Annotated in this window: 29 protein-coding genes and 1 pseudogene; 4 read left to right on the top strand and 26 right to left on the bottom strand. The window is 42.5% G+C overall.

Annotated elements, in window-relative coordinates; all coding sequences use genetic code 11:
• Positions 1 to 16: 16 nt before the first annotated feature.
• From nuoF to DI060_RS05800, 14 genes and pseudogenes are all read right to left on the bottom strand, one after another.
• The gene (nuoF, locus tag DI060_RS05735) at positions 17 to 1315 is read right to left on the bottom strand and encodes an NADH-quinone oxidoreductase subunit NuoF (RefSeq protein WP_108974652.1); all 1299 of its coding nucleotides are present in this window, start codon (positions 1313 to 1315) and stop codon (positions 17 to 19) included.
• Between the two features lies 1 nt (position 1316).
• Positions 1317 to 1805 (bottom strand): NADH-quinone oxidoreductase subunit NuoE family protein, encoded by a 489-nt coding sequence (locus DI060_RS05740; RefSeq protein ID WP_108974654.1) that lies wholly within the window; start codon positions 1803 to 1805, stop codon positions 1317 to 1319.
• Complete coding sequence (locus tag DI060_RS05745; RefSeq protein WP_209451990.1) at positions 1805 to 3025, bottom strand: NADH-quinone oxidoreductase subunit D; 1221 nt, start codon at positions 3023 to 3025, stop codon at positions 1805 to 1807. The genes DI060_RS05740 and DI060_RS05745 overlap by 1 nt, the downstream gene beginning before the upstream one ends.
• A 14-nt stretch (positions 3026 to 3039) precedes the next feature.
• On the bottom strand, positions 3040 to 3564 hold the full coding sequence (locus tag DI060_RS05750; protein WP_108974657.1) for an NADH-quinone oxidoreductase subunit C: 525 nt from the start codon (positions 3562 to 3564) through the stop codon (positions 3040 to 3042).
• Positions 3561 to 4121, bottom strand: coding sequence for an NADH-quinone oxidoreductase subunit B (locus DI060_RS05755; protein WP_108974659.1), 561 nt, complete (start codon positions 4119 to 4121; stop codon positions 3561 to 3563). The genes DI060_RS05750 and DI060_RS05755 overlap by 4 nt, the downstream gene beginning before the upstream one ends.
• Positions 4122 to 4177: 56 nt before the next feature.
• Positions 4178 to 4490 (bottom strand): annotated as a pseudogene (locus DI060_RS05760) (NADH-quinone oxidoreductase subunit A); the annotation flags it as partial.
• Positions 4491 to 4606: 116 nt separating this feature from the next.
• A complete protein-coding gene (locus DI060_RS05765; RefSeq protein ID WP_108974661.1) occupies positions 4607 to 5881 on the bottom strand; it encodes a replication-associated recombination protein A in 1275 nt (424 codons plus the stop codon).
• A 3-nt stretch (positions 5882 to 5884) separates the two neighbouring features.
• Complete coding sequence (locus DI060_RS05770) at positions 5885 to 6100, bottom strand: hypothetical protein (RefSeq protein WP_108974664.1); 216 nt, start codon at positions 6098 to 6100, stop codon at positions 5885 to 5887.
• Positions 6101 to 6685 (bottom strand): YqaA family protein, encoded by a 585-nt coding sequence (locus DI060_RS05775; RefSeq protein ID WP_108974666.1) that lies wholly within the window; start codon positions 6683 to 6685, stop codon positions 6101 to 6103.
• Between the two features lie 3 nt (positions 6686 to 6688).
• Positions 6689 to 7246, bottom strand: coding sequence for an aminoacyl-tRNA hydrolase (gene pth, locus DI060_RS05780; protein WP_108974668.1), 558 nt, complete (start codon positions 7244 to 7246; stop codon positions 6689 to 6691).
• Positions 7247 to 7252: 6 nt separating this feature from the next.
• Positions 7253 to 8782: a (R)-citramalate synthase CimA gene (gene cimA / locus DI060_RS05785; protein WP_108974670.1), complete on the bottom strand. Its 1530-nt coding sequence runs from the start codon at positions 8780 to 8782 to the stop codon at positions 7253 to 7255.
• Complete coding sequence (locus DI060_RS05790) at positions 8779 to 9054, bottom strand: Smr/MutS family protein (protein WP_108974672.1); 276 nt, start codon at positions 9052 to 9054, stop codon at positions 8779 to 8781. The genes cimA and DI060_RS05790 overlap by 4 nt, the downstream gene beginning before the upstream one ends.
• 38 nt (positions 9055 to 9092) lie before the next feature.
• Positions 9093 to 10160: an A/G-specific adenine glycosylase gene (gene mutY, locus DI060_RS05795; RefSeq protein WP_108974674.1), complete on the bottom strand. Its 1068-nt coding sequence runs from the start codon at positions 10158 to 10160 to the stop codon at positions 9093 to 9095.
• Complete coding sequence (locus DI060_RS05800) at positions 10157 to 10441, bottom strand: hypothetical protein (protein ID WP_108975667.1); 285 nt, start codon at positions 10439 to 10441, stop codon at positions 10157 to 10159. Before DI060_RS05800 ends, mutY begins: the two co-directional genes overlap by 4 nt.
• A 135-nt stretch (positions 10442 to 10576) precedes the next feature.
• On the opposite strand from DI060_RS05800, the gene ispG reads away from it, so the two are divergent.
• Positions 10577 to 12589 carry a (E)-4-hydroxy-3-methylbut-2-enyl-diphosphate synthase gene (gene ispG, locus DI060_RS05805; RefSeq protein ID WP_108974676.1) on the top strand — a complete coding sequence of 671 codons (2013 nt, stop codon included), beginning with the start codon at positions 10577 to 10579 and terminating at the stop codon, positions 12587 to 12589.
• On the opposite strand, the gene DI060_RS05810 is transcribed toward ispG, so the two are convergent.
• Genes DI060_RS05810 through DI060_RS18930 form a run of 8 tightly spaced genes read right to left on the bottom strand, consistent with a single transcriptional unit; the run spans position 12584 to position 19972 of the window.
• Positions 12584 to 13417 (bottom strand): LIC_10740 family protein, encoded by an 834-nt coding sequence (locus DI060_RS05810; RefSeq protein WP_108974678.1) that lies wholly within the window; start codon positions 13415 to 13417, stop codon positions 12584 to 12586. The genes ispG and DI060_RS05810 overlap by 6 nt on opposite strands.
• Positions 13398 to 14507, bottom strand: coding sequence for an N-acetylmuramoyl-L-alanine amidase family protein (locus DI060_RS05815; protein ID WP_108974680.1), 1110 nt, complete (start codon positions 14505 to 14507; stop codon positions 13398 to 13400). Before DI060_RS05815 ends, DI060_RS05810 begins: the two co-directional genes overlap by 20 nt.
• On the bottom strand, positions 14471 to 15985 hold the full coding sequence (locus DI060_RS05820) for a DEAD/DEAH box helicase (RefSeq protein ID WP_108974682.1): 1515 nt from the start codon (positions 15983 to 15985) through the stop codon (positions 14471 to 14473). The genes DI060_RS05815 and DI060_RS05820 overlap by 37 nt, the downstream gene beginning before the upstream one ends.
• 3 nt (positions 15986 to 15988) lie before the next feature.
• Complete coding sequence (locus DI060_RS05825; protein WP_108974684.1) at positions 15989 to 16789, bottom strand: class I SAM-dependent methyltransferase; 801 nt, start codon at positions 16787 to 16789, stop codon at positions 15989 to 15991.
• Entirely contained in the window at positions 16786 to 18900 is a 2115-nt protein-coding gene (locus DI060_RS05830; RefSeq protein ID WP_108974686.1) for a tetratricopeptide repeat protein, read from the bottom strand. The genes DI060_RS05825 and DI060_RS05830 overlap by 4 nt, the downstream gene beginning before the upstream one ends.
• On the bottom strand, positions 18878 to 19327 hold the full coding sequence (gene nusB, locus DI060_RS05835; protein ID WP_108974688.1) for a transcription antitermination factor NusB: 450 nt from the start codon (positions 19325 to 19327) through the stop codon (positions 18878 to 18880). The genes DI060_RS05830 and nusB overlap by 23 nt, the downstream gene beginning before the upstream one ends.
• Positions 19324 to 19797, bottom strand: coding sequence for a 6,7-dimethyl-8-ribityllumazine synthase (gene ribH, locus DI060_RS05840; RefSeq protein WP_108974690.1), 474 nt, complete (start codon positions 19795 to 19797; stop codon positions 19324 to 19326). The genes nusB and ribH overlap by 4 nt, the downstream gene beginning before the upstream one ends.
• A gap of 25 nt (positions 19798 to 19822) precedes the next feature.
• Entirely contained in the window at positions 19823 to 19972 is a 150-nt protein-coding gene (locus DI060_RS18930; protein ID WP_167836929.1) for a hypothetical protein, read from the bottom strand.
• Between the two features lie 97 nt (positions 19973 to 20069).
• Between DI060_RS18930 and DI060_RS05850 the strand changes: the two genes are divergently transcribed.
• Positions 20070 to 20522, top strand: a complete 453-nt coding sequence (locus tag DI060_RS05850) for an SET domain-containing protein (RefSeq protein WP_108975669.1) — start codon at positions 20070 to 20072, stop codon at positions 20520 to 20522.
• 50 nt (positions 20523 to 20572) lie between these two features.
• Here DI060_RS05850 and DI060_RS05855 read toward each other — a convergent pair whose 3' ends face one another.
• The 3 genes from DI060_RS05855 to DI060_RS05865 form a co-directional block, all read right to left on the bottom strand.
• Positions 20573 to 20788: a hypothetical protein gene (locus tag DI060_RS05855; RefSeq protein WP_108974694.1), complete on the bottom strand. Its 216-nt coding sequence runs from the start codon at positions 20786 to 20788 to the stop codon at positions 20573 to 20575.
• 76 nt (positions 20789 to 20864) lie between these two features.
• Entirely contained in the window at positions 20865 to 22445 is a 1581-nt protein-coding gene (locus tag DI060_RS05860; protein WP_108974697.1) for a glycoside hydrolase family 57 protein, read from the bottom strand.
• Positions 22442 to 23047 carry a hypothetical protein gene (locus DI060_RS05865; RefSeq protein WP_108974699.1) on the bottom strand — a complete coding sequence of 202 codons (606 nt, stop codon included), beginning with the start codon at positions 23045 to 23047 and terminating at the stop codon, positions 22442 to 22444. The genes DI060_RS05860 and DI060_RS05865 overlap by 4 nt, the downstream gene beginning before the upstream one ends.
• A gap of 132 nt (positions 23048 to 23179) precedes the next feature.
• On the opposite strand from DI060_RS05865, the gene hpf reads away from it, so the two are divergent.
• Positions 23180 to 23467 (top strand): ribosome hibernation-promoting factor, HPF/YfiA family, encoded by a 288-nt coding sequence (gene hpf / locus DI060_RS05870; protein ID WP_108974701.1) that lies wholly within the window; start codon positions 23180 to 23182, stop codon positions 23465 to 23467.
• 20 nt (positions 23468 to 23487) lie between these two features.
• The gene (locus DI060_RS05875) at positions 23488 to 24375 is read left to right on the top strand and encodes a hypothetical protein (protein WP_108974703.1); all 888 of its coding nucleotides are present in this window, start codon (positions 23488 to 23490) and stop codon (positions 24373 to 24375) included.
• Here the strand turns inward: DI060_RS05875 and DI060_RS05880 are convergent.
• Entirely contained in the window at positions 24372 to 24920 is a 549-nt protein-coding gene (locus tag DI060_RS05880; RefSeq protein ID WP_108975671.1) for a hypothetical protein, read from the bottom strand. The two genes, DI060_RS05875 and DI060_RS05880, sit on opposite strands and share 4 nt — an antisense overlap.

Below are 24920 nucleotides of genomic sequence, written 5' to 3' on the forward strand. Positions count from 1 at the left end.
GTTTGTATCCTACCTTTTAACCTGCATGCACGACACTCTGTTTCTCTTCCGAAGGTTTATCCGAAACTTTCAGTCGTTTTTGGAATTCATTTTTGAACTTTTGCATGGTAGGACGAACCGCCATAACACAAGCATCCGCGAGAGGACAAATGGTCGTACCACCTTCCATGTTTCTGGTAATGGATAATAGAAGATCCATATCCTTTTCTGTCCCTTCCCCTTCCCGAATTTTGTGGAGAATGTCTTTTACCCAATGTGTGCCTTCACGGCAGGGGGTACACTGGCCACAAGATTCATGAGAGTAAAATTCCGCCAATCGAAAGGTAGTCTCAACAAGGTCTGCTTCTTCCGAAAGAATGATCACAGCGCCAGAACCTAACATAGATTTCAGGCTTGCAATCGACTCGTAATCCATGGTAGCAATGGCGACCTCTTCCGCGTTCAAAATCGGTGAGGAAGAGCCACCTGGTATCACAGCCTTTAGCGCCTTGTCGTTTTGAATACCGCCGCAAATGTCATAGATAAGTTCTTTGAGGGGAGTTCCCATTTCCACCTCATAGATCCCTCGTTTCTTTACATGCCCACTAACGGCAAATAAACGGGTCCCTGGAGATTTTTCTGTGCCGATCTTTTTGTATTCTTCACCGGTCATGGCGATGATGTGGGGAACATTGCAAAATGTTTCTACATTGTTCACTACTGTCGGACAAGAATAAAGACCAGATACAGCTGGGAATGGAGGCTTTAATCTTGGATGACCCCTCCTACCTTCTAATGAATTGATGAGTGCTGATTCTTCCCCACATATGTAGGCGCCTGCTCCTGAATAGACTGCGAGGTTAAAATCGTAACCAGAACCTAAAATATTTTTGCCTAGAAGATTTTGTGCATAAGCCTCTTCCACAGCTTTTTCCACAATCGCAATGCCCTTCATAAACTCACCACGGATATAGATATAACCCTGGTGCGAATCAATCGCCTTCGCAGCAATGATCATGCCCTCTATGAGCATATGAGGTGCTTTTTCAATGAGCAGTCTGTCTTTAAATGTACCGGGCTCACCTTCATCCCCATTGCAAATGAGGTATTTTGGTTTGTCCGTTTTGGGAATAAAGCTCCATTTGTTTCCTGTTGGAAAACCAGCTCCACCTCTCCCCCGTAAACCGGAAGTTTTAACTTCGTTTATGATTTGTTCGGCGCTCAAGTCTGTGAGTGCTTTTTTTAAGGACACATACCCACCAACAGATTGGTAGTGTGAAAGGCTGTGTGACTCTGGATGGTCTATATGCGTAGTTAATAGCTTTCGTAAGCCCATACTATCCCTGCTTTGCCAACTGGTCTATGATTTGTTCGATTTTTTCCGCATCCAAATGTTCATAATATGACTCGTTGATTTGTGCAACTGGGCCAAAGCCACAAGCACCGAGGCATTGCACTTCTTCGACTGTGAAGGATTTGTCTTCTTTTGTTTCGCCTGGTCTGATCCCCAGTTTTTTGCAGGCAGTCTCTGTAACAACATCGGATCCAGCCAAATAACAAGAGATATTTGCACAGATCTGTATATGGTATTTGCCTACTGGTTTTTTATTGTACATCGTATAGAAAGTAGCGACACCGTGCACATGAGCCAAAGAGACTGGGGCACCGATCCGATTGGCGATGTATTCCATACCATCTTTGTCCACGAATCCTTGGTCTTTTTGCAATAGGAAAAGACAAGGTAGTATCAAAGAACGTTTGTTAGGAAATTGGGGGACCAATTTTTGAAATCTAACTTCAGACTCTTTAGAAAACTGATATGACATTAACAATCCAACTCCCCAGCAATGACATTCAAAGAACTCATAGTCGCGATCGTATCAGCAAGAAGTCCACCTTTCACCATCTTTGGAAAAGCCTGGTAGTACCAAAAACAAGGACGCCTTACATGGACACGCCAAGGTGATTTATCCCCCTCACTCACGACAAAAAAACCTAATTCACCATTTGCGGCTTCCGTTGCATGGTAGTACTCACCTGGCGGCACCTTAACTCCGTGCATGATGATTTTAAAATGATAGATCAACTCTTCCATATTATGGTAAACTCGGTCTTTGGGTGGAAGGAAAGTATGCGGGACATCCGCATGGTAAGGTCCTTCAGGAATTCCGTCTATCAATTGTTCTATGATCCGAATGGATTGCTGCATTTCTTCCATACGAACTAAAGTTCGGTGGAGGGCAGATCCATCCTCTCCCACAGGTACATCGAAGTTTACCTTATCATATAACATATAAGGATCATCTTTTCTGACATCCCAGGCAACTCCTGCTGCTCTCAAGTTTGGACCAGAGAAGCCGTAGGCAATTGCCTCCTCCGCAGATATCCCACCAATGCCCGCTGTCCTTTCGTTGAATATCTTGTTTCGAATCAGGAGTTCATGGAACTCCTTAAGTGCGGGCTTGAGGCCCTCCGTAACGAGTTTAATTTCTTTCACAAATTCTGGGTAAATATCGCGTTCCATTCCCCCAACCCGGCAAAAGGTTGTTGTTAAGCGGGCGCCTGTTAGCTTTTCAAGGATTTGGTAGATATTTTCTCGGTGATGGAATAGGTGTAAGAGTCCAGAAAATGCTCCTAGATCGACTCCCATAATACCATTACAAATGATATGGTCCATAATTCTAGAAAGCTCAGAAATGATCATCCGAACATAGGTTACTCGCTCAGGGACTTGGATCTGCATCATCTTTTCCACAGTTAAGATCCAACCAATATTGTTCAGTGGTGTGGACACATAGTTCATTCTGTCCGTACAAACTAAGAATTGGTTGTAATCGTATCTTTCACCTAACTTTTCAAAGCATCTATGCACATAACCAATGACTGATTCTGCTTCTACTACCCTCTCTCCGTCGATTTGGATGACATTTTGTAAGATGCCATGTGTTGCCGGGTGAGATGGTCCTAAATTGACAAGGAGGTGACCCTCTGGAAGTTCTTTGAACTTTTCCTGAAAGTGTTCCGCTGTTTTTTCATACATCGCCATAAGGGTACCTTGTCCTAATCTTTTTCGATGTCTTCATTTACGTGGATGCTAAGTAAATCCTGAATCAGATAATCCTGACCAGGTCCTTCCAATGGATAGTCCTTTCGTAAGGGGTGTCCGACAAAGTTGTCAGGCATAATGAGTCTTTCCATACGTGGGTGCGAAGAAAAGGTGATCCCCATAAGGTCAAAGACTTCTCGCTCAGGCCAATTGGCCCCTGGGTATACACTCACAATGCTCGGAACTTCTTCGCCTTCCTCTATGGGAACACGGATTTGGATGCGGTTATGCCCAGACTTTGGTGATTTTAATAAATACAAAACTTCAAAACGAGGTGATCTCTTTCCTAACCAATCCACCGATGTTAGGTCATTCAAAAAGGAAAAAGAAAAGTTTGGATGTTCCTTCAAGGCCTTGCAAACGGGTAGGATTCCCTCTTTTTTAAGGGTAATAAAAAAGAGGTTGGTTTGGATTTCCCGATTGGGAATTAGGAACTGTGAAAACTCTGCTTGTAGAAAAGATAGAATTGCTTCGTTCATGCAACAATCAGAGGTTTGTTTCGTTCATTGATCTCTTGGATCTTTTTCATGATTTCTTGGCGCCGGGCTTCCAAACCTTCTGATTGGACTTTTTTCTGCAATTTCACTAGGGCATCCAAAATCGCTTCTGGCCTAGGAGGACAACCAGGAACATAGACATCCACAGGAAGGATGCGGTCTACCCCTTGCAAAACCCCATAGGTGTGGAACATCCCACCAGAGGAAGCACAAGCACCAACCGAGATCACAAACTTAGGCTCCGCTAATTGGTCATATATCTGGCGTAATACGGGAGCCATTTTGTAAGTGATTGTGCCCAACACAAGGATCATATCTGCTTGTCTCGGAGAAAAGGAGGGTCGTTCTGCTCCAAAGCGCGCGATATCATAGTCTGCGCAGGCAGTTGACATATACTCGATTCCGCAACAGGCAGTTGCAAAAGGATAAGGCCAGAGAGAAAAACTTTGCCCCCATTGGACAACATTTTCGAGTTTGGCGACTTGGAACATGTCACCAAACATTTCACCAGGTTTGGACAGAAGGTCCGTCAATCCCATTCAAGAGCTCCTTTCTTCCATATATAGTATAGACCAACCACCAAGATGAGAAGGAAGAAAAACATTTCTAATAAAAAGAATCCTCCCAATCCGGCATTTTTAAAATTGAGGAGGTTCACCGCCCATGGATAGAGAAAGACAGCTTCAATGTCGAATAATATAAATAAGACGGCATACGAGATAAAACTTGATATTGAACAAGCCCCTTGCATCCCCATAATAGGTCACACCACATTCAAACGTATCCTGCGGCTTTGATTTCTTTTTGGGATTGAGTAAAAATGCCAAGGAGAGGACAACAAAGGAAAAGCCTAAGCCCAAGGCCAGCTGGAGAAGAATCGGTGCAAAACTATCCGGTGCAGAACCCATCGGTGAAAGGATCGCATATAGGAGCCTATTGTCAAGGCTAGATTGTTTTGCTTCACTTTTTCTTTATTGAGAGCTAGTCTCAATCTTTTCCTTGCCTTTCCCCTGGGCCAACCAAGCTATGGGTCAGGGTATCTTTTCTCTCCCCAAAGCTTACGCAATTGATCCCTGAGATTCTTTTCCATACCTTGTGGCTTTGGGTCATAAAACTGAGGGTTTTTGTCTGCGAAATCACTGGGGAAATAAGACTCCAAGACGAAATGGCCTGGGTGGTTATGTGGGTATTGGTAATCCTTGGCTGCGCCCTCCTTCCTATGAGTAGCCGTGGGAGCATTCCGGAGGTGATTTGGGATGCGATAGGAAAAGTCTTTCCTCCGCACAAAGTCCAAAGCTTGGTTGATCGCCATATAACTCGAGTTTGATTTGGGAGCACTTGCTAAAAAAGTCACACATTGGGCCAAGGGAATCCTAGCCTCGGGCATACCCAATCGTTCCACAGCCTGCCAAGTTGCCATTGCCAAAGGCAAGGCATGAACCGAGGCATTGCCCACATCTTCACTGGCAAACACAAGAAGCCGCCTTGCGATAAAAAGTGGGTCTTCACCACCTTCTAACATGATGGCTAGATACAAAATGGCAGCATCAGGATCAGAGCCACGCATAGATTTGATAAAAGCTGAGATAACATCGTAGTGCTGTTCTTTATTTCTATCATAAGCGAGAACTTGAACATTCAAAATAGCTTCGACATCAGAAGCCTCTATTGTGTCGCCTTCTGTATGAGAGTGCATAAGGGATTCGAGTAAACCCAATAATTTTCTTGCATCTCCCTTGGCGACGGAGAGAAGCTCACGCCTTGCAGAATCAGAAAGTATTACTTGAGCACCTAATACTTGCAAAGCGCGTGATAGGATTTGTTCATTCTCCGAGTGGCTCAACTCTTCCAATCGAAAGACTTGCAAACGGCTTAGCAAGGCTCGATTGATCCTAAAGGAAGGATTTTCCGTCGTTGCTGCAATGAGAATGAGACTGCCTTCCTCGATTGAGGGCAAAAGAGCATCCTGTTGGCTTGCGGAAAACCTATGGATCTCATCCAAAAATAGTGCAATAGTCCCCAAAGACTTTCCCTCTTCCATAACGTCTCTTAGGTCCTTAACTCCACTAGTGACGGCAGATAAAAATCGCTTTGGCAATTTCCATTCATCTGCAAGCAAATGTGCTAAGGTGGTTTTTCCAGAACCTGGTGGGCCATATAACAATACCGATGTGGGCTTTTTTATTTTTTGGATTTGCTCCGTGACCTTTGTTTGGCCCACATAATCCTTCCAAAGTTTCGGGCGTAAACTATGTGCTAAAGGAACTTGTTTGGATGGTTCTGGGAAGAGAGAGTCCATTTCTTAGCTCTGTAATTCGTTTTTTACAGCTTGGTAACAAAGATGTATGGTTTCATAGCAAACATCACATCCAGAATGGCAACAAACAAGTGAACGTTCCGAAACCTTTCCATCGACTAGATTTTTAATTAAGGCTTCTGTCCTTTGCGGTAGAAAGAAAAATTTAACTTTTTCTGCAATGATTTCATCCACAGTTTTGGGGAACAATCTATCTTCCATTTAAGTACCTGTAACCCATCCAAAGTATATGGCAAAATAATACACAGACATACGTACGAATCGAAAGAGTGAACCCAGAAAGAACTTAAGGTAGGTCATACGAAAGGTGCCAACGGTGTAGGCCATCCAAGAATACGGAACAGGAGTGAGTGCAGCAATGACCACAGCCCAGAAACCATACTTTCTCATATATGGAAGTAACTGATCTTCGAATTTAAGTACGAAGAGTCGCCCAAATTTGAATTTCGGGATTAGATACTTTCCGATCAAATAGGCAAGACTTCCACCAAGAATACTTCCAACAGACATTGATAAAATGGTCTCCAATGCGGACATATTCCCACCAATGGCAAAAACCAAAAAAGCGTCAGGGGGTACAAAAGCAGGTAGACTATCTGATAGTAACATACCAAAGAATAAACCCAATGCACCGAATTGATTCACAAAATTTGCAGAATAAGAAACCAATGGCTCTCTAAAAAAAAATGCCAAGGCAAACACCAATCCAACTACCAACAAAATGGAAACTAACGATTGGATGATCAATCTTTTGATTTGGATGTCTTCGTCGGATTTGTGGTGCATGTTTTATTTTTCAGTAATGATTTGTTTTTGTAATTTGATCCATTCTTGGATCCGAGATTCGGCTTCTTTCCAGATCGCAGGAAGAGCTGTCTCTTCTTCTTTTGTAAAATTTTGTAGAACGTAGTCTGCGACATCCATAGTCCCCTTGGGCGGTTTGTCTACACCCAGACGCAATCGATGAAAATCTTGAGAACCTATGCGTTGGATAATATCCTTCAATCCATTATGGCCGGCTGTTCCACCACCAATTTTGTTTTTGATTTTGCCAAAGGATATATCAACTTCATCCTGTAATACGATAATGTGTTCAGCTTTAATTTTGTAAGTTTGGGTGATATTTGCTACTGCCTTGCCGGAAAGATTCATATATTCTTTGGGTTTTAAGAAGTGGATCCGCAAACCTTCATCGTCCATATAACAATGATCATACGTTTTTTGCTCCTTCCATACCAAGGATTTTGTTTCTACCAAATAGTCGATGAACAAAAATCCGATATTGTGTCTGGTCATTCTGTACTGTTTGCCAGGATTTCCTAAACCAACGATCAGGCAGTGTTCCATTTTAATTCAGCCCAGAAGGATGTGGAGTAACTTCTCAGTAGCTTTTATGGCTGCTACTTGTTGGTCAGAATCGATGCCGATGGTACGGATCGGCTGTACATCCGTCTCCCGTTTCCAAGTGATCACCGTTTCTACCAATGCATTTGTGTTTCCGCCAGGAGGTATCCTCACCTCATAGTCATACAGTGGAGGGATTTGTATTCCTAGGTCTTTTAAAATCTTACCAAGTGCATTCATAAATGCATCGTATCCGCCGTCACCTTCCCCTTCTGCTTGGTATTCTTGGTTATGGAAATTGACTTTCAAACTTGCTTTCGGTTTTACTCCAATGCCACTCGTCACTTGGCAAGAAGTGATTTGAAAGGAGGCGTCTAAGTTTTCTCCGCTAACATCTGCGATGATATAGGGAAGGTCTTCCTTTGTGACAGTTTTGTTTTGGTCACCTAACTCAATCACCCTTTCTAAGACCTTCTTTTCAATTTCCGGGGAAAGAACCATTCCGAGTTGCTTTAAATTTTCTGTGATACTTGCTTTGCCTGCTAATTTGCCCAATGCATAGACACGACTTCTTCCGAATCGCTCAGGAAGGATAGGGTTTGCGTAGAGATTTCCTTTTTTATCTCCATCGGCATGCACACCAGCCGTTTGCGTAAACACATCCTCTCCAACAATCGGGCGGTTGTCGCCGATCCTTTTGCCTGAAAAAACTTCCACCAGACGAGAGGCGTTTGTGATTTCCTTTTCTAGGACTTTTGTTTTGAACTTTGTTTTGTCATGTAGGGCGGTGACCACTGCTTCCAAGGGAGAGTTGCCTGCTCTCTCACCCAATCCATTGACTGCCACATGTAGGCCTCGAACACCTGCGTTTACAGCAGCTAAACAATTGGCCACTGCCAAGTCATAGTCATTGTGTCCATGGAACTCAAACCAAAGATTAGGGAATCGATCCGATAGATCTTTGACCGCATAACTCACTTCATCTGGGGAGAGTACCCCTAAGGTATCGGCCAAAAAGAACTTACCGATGGGAAACTGTGAAACTTGTTTCAAATACTCATACACATACTCTTTTGAATGTAAATACCCATTCGACCAATCTTCTAAATAGACATTGACTTCAATGTTTGCCTCTTTGGCATGTTTGATCGTCTTTTCAATGTCAGCAAAATGTTCCGAAGGACTCTTTCGCAATTGGTTGCTTAGGTGGTTTAAGGAGCCTTTGGTGAGAAGGTTGAGAACCTGAACGCCTGTCTCTTTCATCCAGTCGACGGTTTTGTCGTGGTCAACAAAACCAAGAATCTCAATTTTTTTGCGGAGTGAAACACTCTCGGCCCAGGCGATGATTTTTTTTACAGCTGCAAACTCTCCTGGGGAAACTCGTGCACTAGCAATTTCAACTCGATCAACCAACAGATCACATAGCAAAAATTTGGTGATATTTAGTTTTTGTTCCCAGGAAAATGATACACCATTGGTTTGCTCTCCGTCACGGAGAGTGACATCAAGTATCTGGATTTGGTTACCTTCATTCTTCATTTTTTCAATCGATTGATATATTCTCGAGAGGGTGCCAAAACCTCCACCAAAGTGGATCCAGGATTCGTTCGGATGAGCGGATCCCTCTCTACTAATTTCAGGAAATCGCAGGACTCTACGTAGTCAATCGCCATTCTACGTAAAATTCCCTCTCCAATGCCATGTAAGATTTCGATATAGGATTCCCCATCCATAAAGGCTTCATGGACTTCTCTTTCCAATTTGATACGAGCTTCCTCGTAGCGCATTTGCCGAATTCGTATGACCCGCATGGCAGAGTAATCCCCTCTTTAAGAGAGCATTTTTTTCGCTAACTAGATTCCAATGCTTTTTTGGTTTTACGAGCTAAAGAGGAAGGAAAGTAGGTTTCCAAACTTTCCATTTTCACCCAGAGAAATTCCTTATCACTTCCGATCGATGCATCCAAATGTTCTCTCTCCTTGGAAGTGAAGTTTCTAAAGAATAGGTCCAATTGCATGGCATGGTGGGTGATGCTATGCCGAATGGATGCTCTGGAGACTTGTCCTTTCATCTGTTCTGCTAAAAACAGGGAAAGTCCGTCCGGTTCATATTCTTTTGTTGGATACGGAGAATCAAATAACATCGGCAAACGATACATCCCCTTCAAAAAACGAAATCCATCCGTTTTGATCAGAAGAACTTCACCAGAACATTCCATCCAAAGTATACGACCTTTCAGGATATGTTTCTCTTTTTTTGATTCACGAATTGGGATGAGTGCTGTTTTTTCTGTCTCACTCGCTTTACAAATCGTTCGCAAGGGACAAAGCAAACACTTAGGATTTTGTGGCAGACAAATGGTAGCTCCCAATTCCATCATCGCTTGGTTATGGTCACCGGGATGGGTTACATTTAAAAAATCATCAGCTAATGCTTGCAATTCTCTATCCGCTTTGGGTCCAAGGATATTACTTTCGTATAAAAATAGACGAGAGAGAACTCGTTTTACGTTCCCATCTAAAACAGCATAGGGCTTATCATAGGCAATCGAAAGAACCGCTCTTGCAGTATATGGACCGATTCCTGGAATTTGCAGAGCCTCCTCTAGGGTTTTTGGGAAGGCACCATTGTATTGGCTCATCAAAAAGATGGCTGCCTTTCTTAAATTTCTTGCTCTAGAATAGTAACCAAGACCTGACCAACTGGCGAGCACTTCGTCTTCGCTAGCTTTCGCAAGTGTTGCTACATCTGGAAACTTTGAAATAAATCGGTTGTAAAGTGGTAACATCGCAGATACACGTGTTTGTTGGAGCATCACTTCAGATACCCAAATGCGATAAGCTACTTTATTTTGGCGGAAGGGTAAATCTCGTTTTTGGTTCTGGAACCAATAGAAGAGTGATTCTTGGGCTGTCAAATTTCCGTATCTTGGATGGAATAACGGAGGTATGTGTTACATGTCCCCTCTTCGGTATACCGAACCAAATCATAGTCTAACCTAGCCGAACGAAAAAACCTAGAATGAGCAAGTCTCTCGCGAATTTCTTGGCGTATGTGATCTCGCGCCTCTGCTCTTTTGGAATAAAAAGCAGGTGAGAGGATCTCACTTTTATAGGATAGATTTCCATCTCGGTAAATTGCAATAGTAACTTGGACTCGATATTGTCTTCGTAGATTCGGTTTGACTTCAGTATTCATACTCTGGTCTTGGGCTTGGGCTCTGATACCATTTTCGACCTTCCCTAGTCTAAAATTGAAAGCCCTTTGGGATTTTCGAAAGCTTGCTGAAAATTTCGCATTTATTTTTCTAGATAATGAGACCATAACCACGCCATGAATACTAAATACAATGAATCCCCTTTTTTCTATAAACGCAGACCTACACGTGAGGTCAAAGTTGGTGATGTTGGTATAGGTGGTAAAAACCCAATTCGGGTTCAGTCCATGATAACATCTAACACGAGAGATACGGAAGCCAGTATTGAACAGATTGCGGCCCTTGAGCGTGTGGGCTCAGAAATTGTTCGCCTAACAGTACCTAGCCAGGCAGATGCAGACAATTTACCAGAAATCAGAAAACGAATGAAAGCACTCGGCCTGAAGGTGCCTCTCGTTGCTGATATTCATTTTACTCCCCAAGTTGCATTGAAGTGTGTGGAGTGGGTGGAAAAGGTTAGGATCAATCCAGGAAACTTTGCCGACAAAAAGAAATTTGATGTTATCGAATACACCGACAGAGAATACGAAGAGGAATTGGAAAGAATCGAAGAAGTTTTCACGCCATTGGTATTACGGGCAAAAGAACTCGGTGTTGCCATGCGCATTGGAACAAACCATGGATCCCTTAGCGATAGGATCATGAATCGGTATGGGGACACTCCGCAAGGTATGGTAGAGAGTGCCTTAGAATTCATCCGTATAGCTGAACGCAATTCTTACAGAGACATCGTTGTTTCCATGAAGGCCTCCAATCCACAGGTGATGGTCCAGGCCTACCGACTCCTTGTTTCCAAATTTTATGAACTATCCATGGATTATCCATTGCACTTGGGGGTAACGGAAGCTGGAGATGGAAAAGATGGAAGGATAAAATCTGCTCTCGGGATCGGCTGCCTTTTAGAAGAGGGACTAGGAGATACCATACGCGTGTCCCTCACAGAAGATGCTATCGCGGAGATTCCCGTCGCCAAGGCACTCGTGAAAAAGTACAATGACATTTCTTCGTCTATTGAGATTCCAAATTCCCAATACCAGGAATTCCGCGACCCCTACAACTACTCCAGGTTCTATTCGCGTGAGATACAAATTCCAAATCTATCCCTAGGCGACAAACACCCAGTTCGCGTAGAGACAGAATTTTCTTTTCAATCTGCAGACATACTTTCTGAGATTTCTGCTTTACGTCAGCTTTCAAAACAGACCTCCCACGAACTCGAATTCTTATTCTTTCAATTCTCAGATGAGTTGAGCTTAACAGCAGCGAGTGCGATGAAACGAAAGAACCTTTTTTCAGAGGCAATATCGTTTACACTCAGTGATGATCTTGCGCGGATGTATGAGGGTTTTGTAGAAGAAATCTATGCCTTCCAGAAGTGGATTGTCTCTCCCTTTCTCTTCTGGAATCCAAAAGATAGAGATTCAGAGGAAGCCACAGCCTTCTTTGCTTTCATTAAAAAATATGCCAAAGAAGACCGTATGGTAGAATTCCAAATCAATAGACATGAATTGTCATTGGTAGCTGATCTAGTCTCAGAGTTGCGGCGCCATAGATTAGAAAATATCTCTTTTGCCTTGGAAAATGCAGAACTCTTAGAAATTAGAAAACTAGCATACCGTTTAAAGGACTCTGATTATCCTATTACTTTGGCTCTACTTGCAGAAAATGAAGAGGACGCTCTTTACAAAGCATCAATTCACATCGGAGGTTCTCTGTTAGATGGAATTGGCGATAGCATTCGAATTCGCTTATCTGAGCCAGATCCCAAAAAGACAATTGCACTTTCCTATGACCTATTACAAGCGACAAGGCTACGACTTTCAAAAACAGAATATATCTCCTGTCCTTCTTGTGGTAGGACTATGTTTGATTTACAAACGACAACAGCTAAAATCAAAGAAAGAACAGGCCACTTGAAAGGTGTAAAGATAGCTGTCATGGGTTGCATCGTCAATGGGCCAGGAGAGATGGCAGATGCTGACTTTGGTTATGTAGGCGCAGGGATTGGTAGGGTACACCTTTACAAAGGAAAAGAAATCGTCCTCAAAGGTGTTCCAGAATCAGAAGCCACAGACAAACTCATAGACTTGATCAAAAGTCACAATCTTTGGACGGATCCAGAATTATAATCCAAATGTTTCTCGCTTTCTAGGTTCGTTCATCGGATTTGGAATTTGGTCGATTGTTTGCGATCTTCCGTCTAACCTATGCTCAATGACCTTTAGGTTCGGATGATTTCGAAACAATGTAGCTTCAATCGCCTTAAGGGTGGCAGAGAGAGCCGAAAGCCTTCTCTTTCTGGTTACTGATTCTTCTTCTGTTACAAAGTTCTCTGGACCCGTATAGTATGAGATAGCATCCACAGGTGTGTTTTCTTGGTTTTCTTCTTCATTCTCATTTCCCAGTGCATATGATCTGGGCAGGCGAAAACTCATAAGAACGGATTCCAGTTGTTTGGCATTCCAATCTAGGACAAGCCGACTTTCATTTTCTAGAAACCATACTTGTGTTAAAGAATCATGTAAATTGAGAAGTTTTTTAGGATTAACCAAAGTATCATTATCATTTACCTTTTCCTTGTTTGAAAAATAAGGAGGAGCTGCTACTTCGTTAATGAACTGAAAAATACGTTCGCGAGAATCCTCATGTACCAACAACTTTCGTTTAACTGGTATTTGCAGATCTTCGCCATCCGAAACATAAATTTGAACCTCATCTCTTTGGTCAAATCTTGGGATTTGGAATACATTAAAAGGAACAAGGAGGTTGAATGGATTTTTTTCAGCTAAGATAAAAAAGGTAAAGAATAGGAGAAAGAAGGCCCAGGATAAAAATAGAAATCTAAATTCGCGACTTGTTTTTTCTTTTTCTGTCCCGATGAGATAAAGCCGATCTCTCCAATAGATAAATGCTTCCTTTATCTTTTTTCCTTGTTCTCTAATCTTTTGTTTGAGCATAACCTCGAATTCCCTTAATAATACTCCGTGCAATTCGTTTCTGAAAACTTTTGTCCTTGAGTAATTTGCTTTCTTCGGGGTTTGTCAAATACCCCATTTCGATCAATACAGCAGGCATAAGGCTTCCTCGCAAGACGGAAAAATCTGCCTTTTTCACACCACGTGAGGAAATATTACTTTCTACTCCCTTGCCAAATTCTTCTTCGATGGCGATGGCTAGCTTTTTGGAACGCCTTTGGGTAAGACTCGAAAGCATTTGTGATTGGATGGAGCTAATGATCTTCTGGGAGTGTGGCCCGATATAACGGTTTTCAATGAGAGCTGTTTCCCTAGCTTGTTCTGTACTTGGAGTTTGGCTCAAATAATACACTTCAAAGCCACTCGCCTTCTCATTTAAGGAGGCATTGCAATGCAGAGAAATAAAAATAGAATCTCTTGTATCTTTTAATAGAGAATTTGCCTGTTTGGATCTATCTTCCAATTCAATAAATGTATCATTTTTTCTTGTTAAGTGAATTCGGATTTCGGGATAGTATTTTCGTAAGTAAAGGTAAACATACTTTGCCACAGCCAAACTCACATCTTTTTCAAAATAACCACTTGCATCTGAGGTCCCAGGATCTTTTCCTCCATGGCCTGCATCAATCACAATGGCTTTCACATTTATATTTCGTTTTGCAATGGGCTCTCGGGGAATATCCAAAAGAACTTCAGATTCTTTTATCTTATAGCGAACGTCATACGAAATTAAATTCAACAAAATGGACTCAAAAATATCTACAGAGAGATACAGATCTCCATTTTTCAAAAGGGCTGGTTTTGAAACTTTAATTATTTTCTCATCGAAGACATAAAAACTTGCACCCAAACGAAATTGAAGTTTTCCTTGTGCTGACTGAAGTTTTACAATTCCTGTAGATTTTTCATGGTTGGAACTGAGCTCAGGAAATAATGGACTCAGTTCGGTATACGAAACAAAATGCCCTTTCCCGAATAGCGGAAGTTTTACGGTTTCCGCATGAACAAGAAAAGGGCAAAAAATGAAAAATAATATTAACTTCTTTTGAAGAAGGAAATGATTTTGGACCAAAGGGAGCCTTTTTTATTCTTTGAAGGTTTCTCTTTTTCAATATCAAATAAGTTTCTTCTCGATTTTTGCATTTGAGAATTAGGTGCCGGAGAGTCTTTTTTATGCTTTTGCTTATGGTTTGTCCGTTTCTGGTCTGGATGAGATTCCTTATGTACTTTAGGTTTTTCCTGGTGGTGATGCGGATGGCCATGGGGATGGCTCATCTTGGCTGGTGCATGGTGCTCTCTCCTTTCTTTTGGGCCACCTCTGCCTGGTCTTTTCTTTTTGCCTGATTGGCTCTGCTGCTGTCTTTTTTCTCCAGGAACGGCTTCGTCAGGAAAAACAGGTGTGAACTCGCCGACTGGGAAACTCAAATAGGCTTCATTGACTTCAGTGACTGGTAATTTGAAATTGAGATATTTTTCAATGCGCTCCAACTCTGTGTAATCCGATTCAGAACAAAAGCCGATTGAACTACCTTTACGACCTGCCCGTGCAGTTCGTCCGATTCGGTGAACGTAATTCTCTGCATCTTGGGGAAGATCAAAATTATACACCACATCAATGTTCTCAATGTCGATACCCCTCGAAGCAACATCCGTTGCGATTAAGTATTTGTATTTTCCTGCTTTGAAATCTCGGAGTAGCCGAATCCGTTTTTTTTGGTCCAACTCAGAAGATAGGCCAGTTGCTGTTATGCCATATTGCCTAAGAGTAGAAACAATACGTGGAATATTCATTTTATAGTTCGTGAATATGATACCTAAGCCTTCAATAGGTTGATTTAAGAGTGAGTTCACAAGGTACGGAAGTTTTTCCTCTCTGCCCAGATGCAGCAGACTTTGGTCAATTCTCTCCGTGATGACCTTTTCCGGATTGATGTGCACCTCAATTGGGTCGTTTAAATATTTGCTAGCTAAACGGACAACTTCATAACTCAAGGTTGCACTGAATAGGAGACTTTGTTTTCTATTTTTACATTTATGAAAGATATATTTAAGGTCCATGACGAACCCCATATCAAACATTCTATCTGCTTCATCTAGAACAACAACTTGTATATTTTCTAATGACAAACGATTGTTCTTAACAAAGTCTATGAGTCGACCAGGAGTTGCTACAATGATACAGGCTTGGTTGTTCAAAGCCTCTTCTTGGGACTTGTAATCTGTCCCTCCAATAATGGTAGCGACTCCATAATCAGTGAACTGTAATAGTTTTCTTGCTTCTTCTCCAATTTGTATGGTCAACTCTCTGGTTGGCGCAAGAACGAGTGCGTATGGAAGTTTTTGTGGCTCTTCAGATATCAATAATCGATGTAAGGTGGGTAGCAAAAATGCCATGGTTTTTCCCGTACCAGTTTGGGCAAGACCTGTGAGGTCATTGCCCTCCATGGCGAAAGGGATAGCTTTTGCTTGTATGGGTGTTAGTTCAGAGTATCCGATTTTTTCTAAGGCTTTTTGCAGTGGTTCTGCGAAAGGAAGTTCAGTAAATTTCATAAGTTATTTTTTTTGGAAGACGACTTCAATGGTGTCTCCATAGCACATTAAATTTGAGAATCGTTTAAATGCCCAAGTGGGGAGCTTACCGAGAAGACCGAGATCCCTCTTTTGGTGATACGACATGGGTCTAGCATATTTCATTCTAAAGCCAAGGATTGACAAGAGTTTTTTCAAGGAGTTTACATCGTAGTCGTAAAAGTGGTCTTCTGGATGGGTTTGCAGCCAAAATGATGGATTTGTTTGAAAGCTTGGCCCAAAAAAGGAGGGAACAGCAAGGAATAAATAAGCACCTGGCTTTAGCCAAGCCTCCATTCTTTCCCAGATCCCTTCGATGTCGGAAATGTGCTCAATGACAAAAAAACAAGCAATGGCATCAAACCGGTTTGCCCATTCCTTTACCCCAATATCGAGAACTGACTTTTTCTTAACATCTAACCCTAGTTTATCGATCGAATATGCCACCTCTTGGGAGGAGAGTTCTAAGCCCTCCACACGGTACCCAGCAAACCTTGCTTCATCCAAAAAAAAACCAGCAGCAGAGCCGACTTCCAATAAGGTCTTTCCAGTAAATCCTTCTGGTTCTAAACTTTTTAATACAGCGAGCCGTCTTTTAGCTAAGGATCGGAGGTTTGGTTCATCATCATAGTAGGTTTTATGATACTGATTTTGGTATTCTTCCATGAAATATGTATCACCATACTCTCGCGACTTTGCAGGTAAATAACGCAATACACCTGTTATTTTACATATTTCGTAGTAGTTCAAAAACTTGGGATGGTTTTGGAATTGAAAGTACTTCAGAAAAAATCCCGTTTTTTGTTCTCTAACGATTTTTCATATTGAGCCCGTGCCGCTCGTTTGTTCTCATAAGCTTCTGTTAAGGACGGATTCATATCCATAGCTGATTGGAACTCTGCAATGGCCCTTTTGAACTCACCATTTTTAAAGTAACATACCCCTAGATAATTATGAGCTTTCGCGAGAACAGTTGGCCCTGCATCGGATCTAGTGATGAGGATCAATTCTTCAATGGCTTTTTCTCGGTCGAGTAAAGAGCCTGAATCAATTAAAATTTTGGCAAGGACGAGTTTAGATTCCATATCACCTGGATCCATATGGGAAGCACGAAAGGCCTCCTCTTTTGCCTTCACTCTAGAATCACTGGCACCACTATTTGCATAAACAAGCGCTAACTTACGGTGAGCCTGTTTGATTTCTGCGCCTTCTTTTGCATGATTTAGAAGATAAAGCAAATGCTTTTCTGCGGCATCATAACTCTTAACATTCAAATACACATCAGCAAGTTTTAGCCTCGCCTCCGAAAGATCTTCTTTTTCGTGAAGTATCTCTTCGTATTCAGCAATGGCCTCTCTGTAAAAACGATTCTCGGCATAATAATCAGCAATCGCAATGCGACTCGGGATGTGGCTGGCATCGATTGCCTGTGCCTTTCGAAAATTTTCGATAGCTTTGGTTGGCATACCCGCATGAAGATAGGCTAGGCCTGCATTGTATCTTGCGGAAAGACTTTTGGGATTGAGTGCAATCACCGCCTCGAAGGCTTGGATAGAATCTTGGAATCTCTCCATCTCATCCAGAATGATTCCTAAATTTACGTATGCTGTCTCAGTGTAGGAGTCGCCAGGAGTTAGGCGTATGATTCTCCTATAGAGGGACTCTGCCTCAATTAACTCACCTTTTTTGTAATATAACTCAGAGAGTGCGAACATTGTGTCCACATCGGAGGGCTTTAGCAATAGTCCTTTTTTCAGTGCTTGGATTGCCATGGAAGGCTGTCCCATAGTTACAAAAGCCTCAGCAATGTAACGATACACTTCCGCATCCTGGGCACCAGTATCCAGGGCCTTTTGAAAATAACGAGCAGCTTCTTCAGGATTCTTTTTCTTAAGTTGGATAAGTCCTAAATTGTAGTAGGATTTGGCATCACTTGGTTTTAATCGAACTGCTTCCCGAAAGTAGTAATCAGCTCTGTCATAGTCCTCTCTTCCATAGAAAATGGAACCTAGGTGTCCATAAGAAAGTGCCGCTGCATGTGAATTAGGTGATAATTGCCCTACTTTCTGGAACTCTTCGATAGCTTCTGGGATCTTTCCTTGTTTGTAATAACTAATCGCTAAGTTGTATGTCAATACGGGATCGCTTGGCGCAAGAGACTGGCCTTCGCGATAGGCTTGGATGGCAGCGGTGGGGTCTCCAATTTCTTGGTAGAGATTTCCTGTGAGCAGTGCAATCCTTGCATCATTCGGTGCGATTTCCTTAGCCTTGGCGGCCGCTTTTCGAGCTTCCTCGAATTTTCCTGAGTGTTTAAATGCCAAAGCTAAATTATAATATGCGAAATAGTTTTTTTGGTCATATTGAACCGCTTTTTCCAATCTTTCAATGGCACTAGGGTAACGACCTGCCTCATCAAACATAACACCTAGAACGGTTAAAGCAATGGATTTGTCTTCATCAGACTCCGGTGTATTTAGAAATTCTTCACAGACGCGAAAGGCTTTATTCACATAACGATCATAATAAGAATTTAAGCAATTGGCGAGTCCAGGCCGTATTGAATCTTTTGGAAGATAGGCTTTATCGATAAGAAGCTCCAAAGATCGTTTATCGATCTTTGGGTCATTTAATTGATTTGCGATAGATTCGGGATTGGTCTTTTTATAATAATAAAAGTAGTATACTGCAGCCGAACAAACTGCACAAACGAGTATGATGAGAGTGGCCCAAAATAGAAAATTTAGAATTGGTCTGTTTGTTTCAGTGGTGGATTCATAAGTCGACTCGCGGTCTCTCTCATCCAATCTGCGCAGGTAAGGGTCTTCCTTATAATAACTAGGTTGTGAATTATTCCAGTCTTCTTCAATTTTGAATCTATTTCTTCGGATTGGGTCCATTCTCACTAGTTTTCTGATTTGCCAGAATCTCCTTTTTGTAAAAAGCATCTAACAAACCGTTGATGAATTGGGCTGACTCTTCGGTTTCGAATTCCTTTGTCAGTTCCACTGCTTCGTTGATCACTACAGGCCCTGCCAAAAAAGGTTCATTCTGTAAACTCAAGATTGACAAACGTAAGATGCAGCGATTCACCACCGAGATCCTAGACAACTCCCAGTTTTCGGAATACTTCTTTATTAGAGTATCGATCGATTCCTTATTTTCCACCACTCCTTTCACGAGAAAGACGGCGTAATCCTTTTCTTCTTTGGAGATTTTTTTGTCGTACCAGTCGAATTTCATGGCCCTGGCTGGCTCTGTCCCTACCAGATCAATTTGGTAGAGACACATAAGAGCTATGGATCTGCCTCTATGGCGGCTACTCATCCGATCTGCGTGAAGAGATTTGCCATTTCGATAGCAGTAGTGGCTGCCTCGTAACCCTTGTTTCCTGCCTTGGTGCCCGCTCTTTCGATCGCTTGTTCTATCGTTTCTGTGGTAATCACACCAAAGATTACGGGGACCCCAGCCGTTTGGGAGATGGCTCCAACCTTTGCTGCCTCACCCGACACCAAATCATAGTGAGAAGTGGCTCCGCGGATCACCGCTCCTAAACAAACAATGGATGAAAAGGAAAACTTTTTAGAACTTAGGACTTTGCTTACAGTCGCCGGTAACTCGTAGGCACCAGGAACATATACCACAGTCAAATCTGACTCAGCTATTCCGTGTTGCCGAAAGGCATCGAGAGCTCCCTTGAGGAGACTTTCTGTAATGAACTCGTTGAACTTAGAAACGATGATGCAATGTTTTTGCCCGTTTCCGATTCTGGATCCTTCCAATCTCTGGTATGTCATCTTTTACACTCTTTCTAGAACCAATTTATTTCGCAAGACGAATGACAAGGGTAATCTTTCCGTCCGGATTTTCTACTACCTCGAAGCCATCTTTTTCTAAGGCCTTTTTCGCCCGGTACAAAGCAAGGTTTACTACGTTTGATTTCTCTGACTTGGGTTCTCGGTTCTCTGCCATGACGACCTCTCCTAGCAAAGATCGGAGAAGAGAACCTTCATTCTTGAATCTCATTCGCTTTACAAATAGTTTTGTTTCCCTGTTATGTCCTTTACAGATGAAAAAGAAACAGACTGTTTCCCGTAAAACCAAAGGTAAAAAGACAAAACGTAAACCTGTTGTATACACCGCCCATGATTTCATCGTCAAAGAGTCCTCGATTCCCGGCATTGGCATGGGTCTTTTTCCCAAACAGACCCTATTCAAAGGAGATACCATTGGTTATTACACAGGGCGCATCATCACAGATGAAGAAGCAGAATCTCCGAAATATGTAGATTCCAAATATCTATTGTGGATTTGCAAAGATTGGTGGATCTATGGAGAAGGAAGAGAGTCGAATTACACACGTTATATTAACCATTCTTCCAAACCAAATGCAGAGCTTATTACTTCCGTGCGTTGGAAAACTGCCAGATTCAAGGCTTTGAAGAAAATTGAAGAGGGGGAAGAAATCTTTTTTGATTATGGAAGCGACTATTGGGACAATGTGGACTTCAAACCAAAATAAAAGCGAAATCCTAAACCAAAAGGACCAGTGAGAGTGACAGGCCTCCTCGCTTAAAGAAGACCTGCTTTTTTCTTTGAGGAACCAAGCTGATGGGAGTTTGGTTGCCAAGGTGTACTGCGATCTACCTCTTCTCCGTAGCGGATGATCTTTTCTCCGAGTCGGAAACGACCATCCAAACTATCGTGGACTGCCAAGCGGCAAACCCAAAAGTTAAAAGCGATAGCAGTGAACAAAAGTACCAGTGGAAAACGTACGAGCCATTTCATAAGAATCCCCCTACTTAACCCAAATTTCTTTCTCACGAACGTTATGTAAACAAAAAAAATCTAGAATAATTCTAAGCTATTGGAAGTCCTGCAGGAGGAGGTCAGGAAAAATAGGGTTTTCCCTTTCAATTTGTTGGAGCTTTTCCCGATCGATCTGGCCTCGGTCCAACATGTCCTTCAAAAACAAAAATAGATTGCAATGAACATTGGTTCGGCGAATCGCATAGTCAACCATTGTCTGGGTTTTCATGATAAAGGCCCAATCACTGCTTTGGAGTAGAAGGAGTTCACGGCCCATCTGTTGTAGAACTCGAAGTTTCCATTCATCCATCTCATGTTTGTAAGCATGCGCATACTCCTGCATTGTGATCGATAGGGAAAATATGTGTTCGTAAATCCAATCGTTTGTACCGTTTAACCAAACGTCTCCATATCCATTTTCACCCCAGCTGGACATTTTCATGTGAACAGATTGTACTCTTGGCAAGAGTCTGACCACCTCCAAAGGATGTGCCAATCGAATTGTGCATTGGTCAAAATGAATCTTCTTAAAGAGAAACTCTATGAATTGTGGGCCTTCATACCACCAGTGGCCAAATAACTCCGCATCATACGGTGATAAGATCGACGCCGCTTGTCCATTCTGCGAATAGAGCCATTCTGCTTGCCGAATTCGATTTCTTAAAAAATCATCCGCATGTTGTCCACAGGCTTCCATGGCCCAATCTGGATGGTAATGGTCTTTCGCCGGGGTTTTGCCCGTGATCCGAAAGTACTTAATGCCCGTATTGATCCGGATACCATTCGCATGTAAATACTTTTGGATGTACTCATATTCCAAATCATGGCCAATATCTCGGTAGTACTCTCTGTAGCGGAAGTCGCCTGGATATCCGTCGATTGAGCTCCAAACTTGTTTAGAGCTTTCAGGGTCTCGTCCAAAGGCGAAGATCCCGTTCCCTACTTCTACAGGTGCATACACTCCGTACTTAGGCCGAGGTTCAGCATGGGTAATGCCATGGCTATCCACAAAAAAATACCGGAATCCCTCACGGTCGAGAGCTTCCTCAAGACCCGGTGCATAACCACATTCGGAAAGCCAAATCCCTTTAGGATCGCGGCCCCAGATACGTCGGAAGGTACGCCGCCCATTTCGTAACTGGGATCGAATGATGCTTGGTTCGGATTCATACAAAGGTAAAAATCCATGGGTTGCTGGGCTAGTGATTAACTCCAAGGAACCAGATTCAAAGAAAGGTAAGAATCCCTTCGTAAGATCACCACCTAATTCCTCGAATATGGCTTCAGTATCTTCAAAGTGTTCTTTGTAGTATTTGGATAGATAATTGAGGTGAGGATCACCGCTTGTTCTTTTGGTCTCGGATTTTGAGAGTGCAATGAGATTTTTGATATAAGTTCTAAATCGATTTTGGAGGTATGGGTCGACGAGCATTGTGGACAATGTCGGCGTGAAAGACATTGTTATTTTAAAAGGAACATTCTCTTTTTTTAGGTTCCGAAAGACTCGCAACAATGGGATGTATGTTTCTAGAATGGCTTCATTCAACCAATTCTCTTCTATAAATGGTATCTGTGCATTTTCATGCCGAACAAAAGGTAGATGGGCATGCAATAAAAAAACCAGATAACCTTTCATACACTCTCCGAACGATGTGAACTCGGTGAGTTTCCGATCTCTGGTGGACCCCAAAGAAAGGTGGGATGGGATTCATTTTCTTGCCAAGATTCGGAATAAAACCAGCTACCCGATTTTGATTGTTTGGCAAAGCCCCTTTCTCGCCAGACAGGATGTACCCATTGTTCGTCTAACTGGTTTGATTCCGAACTCGGAGGCAGGTCTTGGTTGCCGGTCTCAAGTGCTAGCCGAAGATCTGCCCCACGGTTTGCAAAAAGTTTTGCTCGGATTTTGAACTTGGGACTTGAGAATTTACAGTAGTAATGTTTTGACAAAGGTGGGATCTCAAACCAAGTCGACTCCTGTTTGCCCTCGGAATCCACATACTCTAACAAAAGTTTCATTTGGATCTCAGATTCTGGAGGTTTACCAAAATCGCTTTGGATTTGGTTGAAGTATTTGGGATCTATTTTCCACAGCACGAAGGCTTCGTACGGATTTCGTGTGAGGACCTTCATTAAGTTTTTGGAAGGTGAACTCGCGGGTCTTGTGAACTGAGTGTCATCATAGATCCCAAGGATTCTTTCGGTAAGGGGTTCTTGTTTGGAATCGTTCTTTGCCATTGCATGCACCTCCTACAAGCCAAAAATCTTATGATTCTGATTTTAGCAGGAAAGAGGTGCCTTCAATTCTTTTTTATTTGACTCGTTTTTTTTGTGCATCCATCGTATAATGAAATAGATAGAAAGGATCATATGAAGATTAAATATACTTGGAAACACTTAGATCGCTCTGAGGCTGCTGAATCGTATGCAACAGAAAAATTAGAAAGAGTTACAAAGTTTGTACAAACTGTCATCAATTGTGATGTTTCCTTTGAGAGCATCCATGGGGAAATCCAAGCCAATCTGAATTTAAATGCGGACGGTTCCCATTTCAATGCCCATAACCAAAACAAGGACATCTATGCCTGCATTGATGGACTAGAAAGTAAAATCATTTCACAAGTCAGTAAAATACACGACAAAAAGAGTAAACATTAGAATCCTTCCAAGCAAGTGCTATGTTGCAAAAATCTGAGGAGGCTCTTCACTCTCTTTCCATTGGCGAATTTGAGAAGGCGAAGTCCCTCTACTCAGTTTTGTTGGACAAAGACCCAGACGACCTTGACCATATCAGCGGTTATTTCATTGCTAGTTTTTGGGATAACCGCCTAGATCTTGTTCTACGAACAAGAGAAGGAAAGGAAAGAGGCAAATTATTACTCAATTATTTCTCCGATTTTGAAATAGAATCCAAAAAACGCCAATACCACAAAACCCAAGCCTACTACAGTTGCCAAAAATGTATCCTAGAGGAAGCAAGTGAGCACCTGAAACTTGCCTACCGTTGGGAAGGCGCCAATGCCCTTGACTTTGATTCACTGGCAGACCTTGCCATCTGTTTGGTGAAGGTCGGGGATTTCAAATCGGCCTTGGAGGTATTTCCCCTGAGTCTTGCCCAGTCCAGAATGCCAACACAGCTCCGTTTTTTTCTGGCGGAAGCTTTATGTATGACGGGACGAGACAGAGAAGGAAGGGATCTCTATATGAGAGCCTTTTTAGAAGAACCAGATCTCTTCCCTTGGGAATCGGTACGTTTTCTTCCTCTGCAACAGCAATTACAAAACGCCCAAACTCTTTTGTCCGAACCAGAAGCATTTTCATGGTTTGCCGTTTTGCTCTGGCAGGAAGGTTTCTTCTCGAACGGCCTACCGGCTGTTTACCCAGAGGTGGAACAATGGGCCAAAGAAATGCAACGGATGCACGAGGCAAACCTTAGGGGCTCACACAATCCGAAAAAAGTCAAAGCTCGTCTTCTCTTTTATGCCTACCTCATCAAAGAAAAAGCCCCAGGGAACGAATTCCGTGAGGCTTTGGCTCTGGCAAAAACGATCTTGGCTGAAGTTTAATTTTCAGCAGACTCAATGAGGAGACGGACTTCTTCGGCCGCACTTCCCCTACCTGTCTTTTGGTAGTATACTTCTAGGCCCTTTAAGCCCTGGATGGAAGCTGGGTCTCGTTTTAAAGAGTCCACAAACACCCGTTTGTGGTGGGAATCACTCAATTCCATGCTGGTTGGTTCATTCAAATAAGAGCTATTTTCAAGTACGACACCGGCTGTATCGGGAAGTCGACTCTCTTGGCTGGAATAGCGGCTCACAAGGACAAGGGCCAAAGTGAGAACCATAGCAAAGGAAACGGAATATTGTAAATTGCGGTTCTCTAACCAGCGCCTAACGAAAGATATTTGCTCGTCAATAGGAGCAATTTTTTCTTCGCGTAGGAGTGCCAAAAGCCTAGTATCGAAGTCTTGGGACATCCGGGGTAAAATGGTCTCTTCTTTTTGACGCTTTTCACGGAAAGAAGAACAGAGGCAATTGTCAAGGACCACTGACTCTTTTGACTCAGTGAAAAATTGTGGATAACGGATGCGTAACCAAGTGGAAAGTTTCAT

Source organism: Leptospira ryugenii, from assembly GCF_003114855.1.
In the GTDB taxonomy this organism is placed as follows: Bacteria; Spirochaetota; Leptospiria; order Leptospirales; family Leptospiraceae; genus Leptospira_A; species Leptospira_A ryugenii.

What these genes read in the sequence shown, in the direction of transcription:
- nusB (WP_108974688.1), bottom strand. Translation starts at nt 19,327, where the DNA reads ATGAGTAGCCGCCATAGAGGCAGATCCATAGCTCTTATGTGTCTCTAC.
- ispG (WP_108974676.1), top strand. Translation starts at nt 10,577, where the DNA reads ATGAATACTAAATACAATGAATCCCCTTTTTTCTATAAACGCAGACCT.
- DI060_RS05740 (WP_108974654.1), bottom strand. Translation starts at nt 1,805, where the DNA reads ATGTCATATCAGTTTTCTAAAGAGTCTGAAGTTAGATTTCAAAAATTG.
- hpf (WP_108974701.1), top strand. Translation starts at nt 23,180, where the DNA reads ATGAAGATTAAATATACTTGGAAACACTTAGATCGCTCTGAGGCTGCT.
- DI060_RS05810 (WP_108974678.1), bottom strand. Translation starts at nt 13,417, where the DNA reads ATGCTCAAACAAAAGATTAGAGAACAAGGAAAAAAGATAAAGGAAGCA.
- DI060_RS05875 (WP_108974703.1), top strand. Translation starts at nt 23,488, where the DNA reads ATGTTGCAAAAATCTGAGGAGGCTCTTCACTCTCTTTCCATTGGCGAA.
- pth (WP_108974668.1), bottom strand. Translation starts at nt 7,246, where the DNA reads ATGGAACACTGCCTGATCGTTGGTTTAGGAAATCCTGGCAAACAGTAC.
- DI060_RS05865 (WP_108974699.1), bottom strand. Translation starts at nt 23,047, where the DNA reads ATGGCAAAGAACGATTCCAAACAAGAACCCCTTACCGAAAGAATCCTT.
- DI060_RS05880 (WP_108975671.1), bottom strand. Translation starts at nt 24,920, where the DNA reads ATGAAACTTTCCACTTGGTTACGCATCCGTTATCCACAATTTTTCACT.
- ribH (WP_108974690.1), bottom strand. Translation starts at nt 19,797, where the DNA reads ATGACATACCAGAGATTGGAAGGATCCAGAATCGGAAACGGGCAAAAA.
- DI060_RS05790 (WP_108974672.1), bottom strand. Translation starts at nt 9,054, where the DNA reads ATGCGGGTCATACGAATTCGGCAAATGCGCTACGAGGAAGCTCGTATC.
- cimA (WP_108974670.1), bottom strand. Translation starts at nt 8,782, where the DNA reads ATGAAGAATGAAGGTAACCAAATCCAGATACTTGATGTCACTCTCCGT.
- DI060_RS05755 (WP_108974659.1), bottom strand. Translation starts at nt 4,121, where the DNA reads ATGGGATTGACGGACCTTCTGTCCAAACCTGGTGAAATGTTTGGTGAC.
- DI060_RS05800 (WP_108975667.1), bottom strand. Translation starts at nt 10,441, where the DNA reads ATGAATACTGAAGTCAAACCGAATCTACGAAGACAATATCGAGTCCAA.
- DI060_RS05855 (WP_108974694.1), bottom strand. Translation starts at nt 20,788, where the DNA reads ATGAAATGGCTCGTACGTTTTCCACTGGTACTTTTGTTCACTGCTATC.
- DI060_RS05830 (WP_108974686.1), bottom strand. Translation starts at nt 18,900, where the DNA reads ATGGACCCAATCCGAAGAAATAGATTCAAAATTGAAGAAGACTGGAAT.
- DI060_RS05745 (WP_209451990.1), bottom strand. Translation starts at nt 3,025, where the DNA reads ATGGCGATGTATGAAAAAACAGCGGAACACTTTCAGGAAAAGTTCAAA.
- DI060_RS05850 (WP_108975669.1), top strand. Translation starts at nt 20,070, where the DNA reads ATGAAAAAGAAACAGACTGTTTCCCGTAAAACCAAAGGTAAAAAGACA.
- DI060_RS05750 (WP_108974657.1), bottom strand. Translation starts at nt 3,564, where the DNA reads ATGAACGAAGCAATTCTATCTTTTCTACAAGCAGAGTTTTCACAGTTC.
- DI060_RS05820 (WP_108974682.1), bottom strand. Translation starts at nt 15,985, where the DNA reads ATGAAATTTACTGAACTTCCTTTCGCAGAACCACTGCAAAAAGCCTTA.
- DI060_RS05770 (WP_108974664.1), bottom strand. Translation starts at nt 6,100, where the DNA reads ATGGAAGATAGATTGTTCCCCAAAACTGTGGATGAAATCATTGCAGAA.
- DI060_RS05860 (WP_108974697.1), bottom strand. Translation starts at nt 22,445, where the DNA reads ATGAAAGGTTATCTGGTTTTTTTATTGCATGCCCATCTACCTTTTGTT.
- nuoF (WP_108974652.1), bottom strand. Translation starts at nt 1,315, where the DNA reads ATGGGCTTACGAAAGCTATTAACTACGCATATAGACCATCCAGAGTCA.
- DI060_RS18930 (WP_167836929.1), bottom strand. Translation starts at nt 19,972, where the DNA reads ATGGCAGAGAACCGAGAACCCAAGTCAGAGAAATCAAACGTAGTAAAC.
- DI060_RS05775 (WP_108974666.1), bottom strand. Translation starts at nt 6,685, where the DNA reads ATGCACCACAAATCCGACGAAGACATCCAAATCAAAAGATTGATCATC.
- DI060_RS05765 (WP_108974661.1), bottom strand. Translation starts at nt 5,881, where the DNA reads ATGGACTCTCTCTTCCCAGAACCATCCAAACAAGTTCCTTTAGCACAT.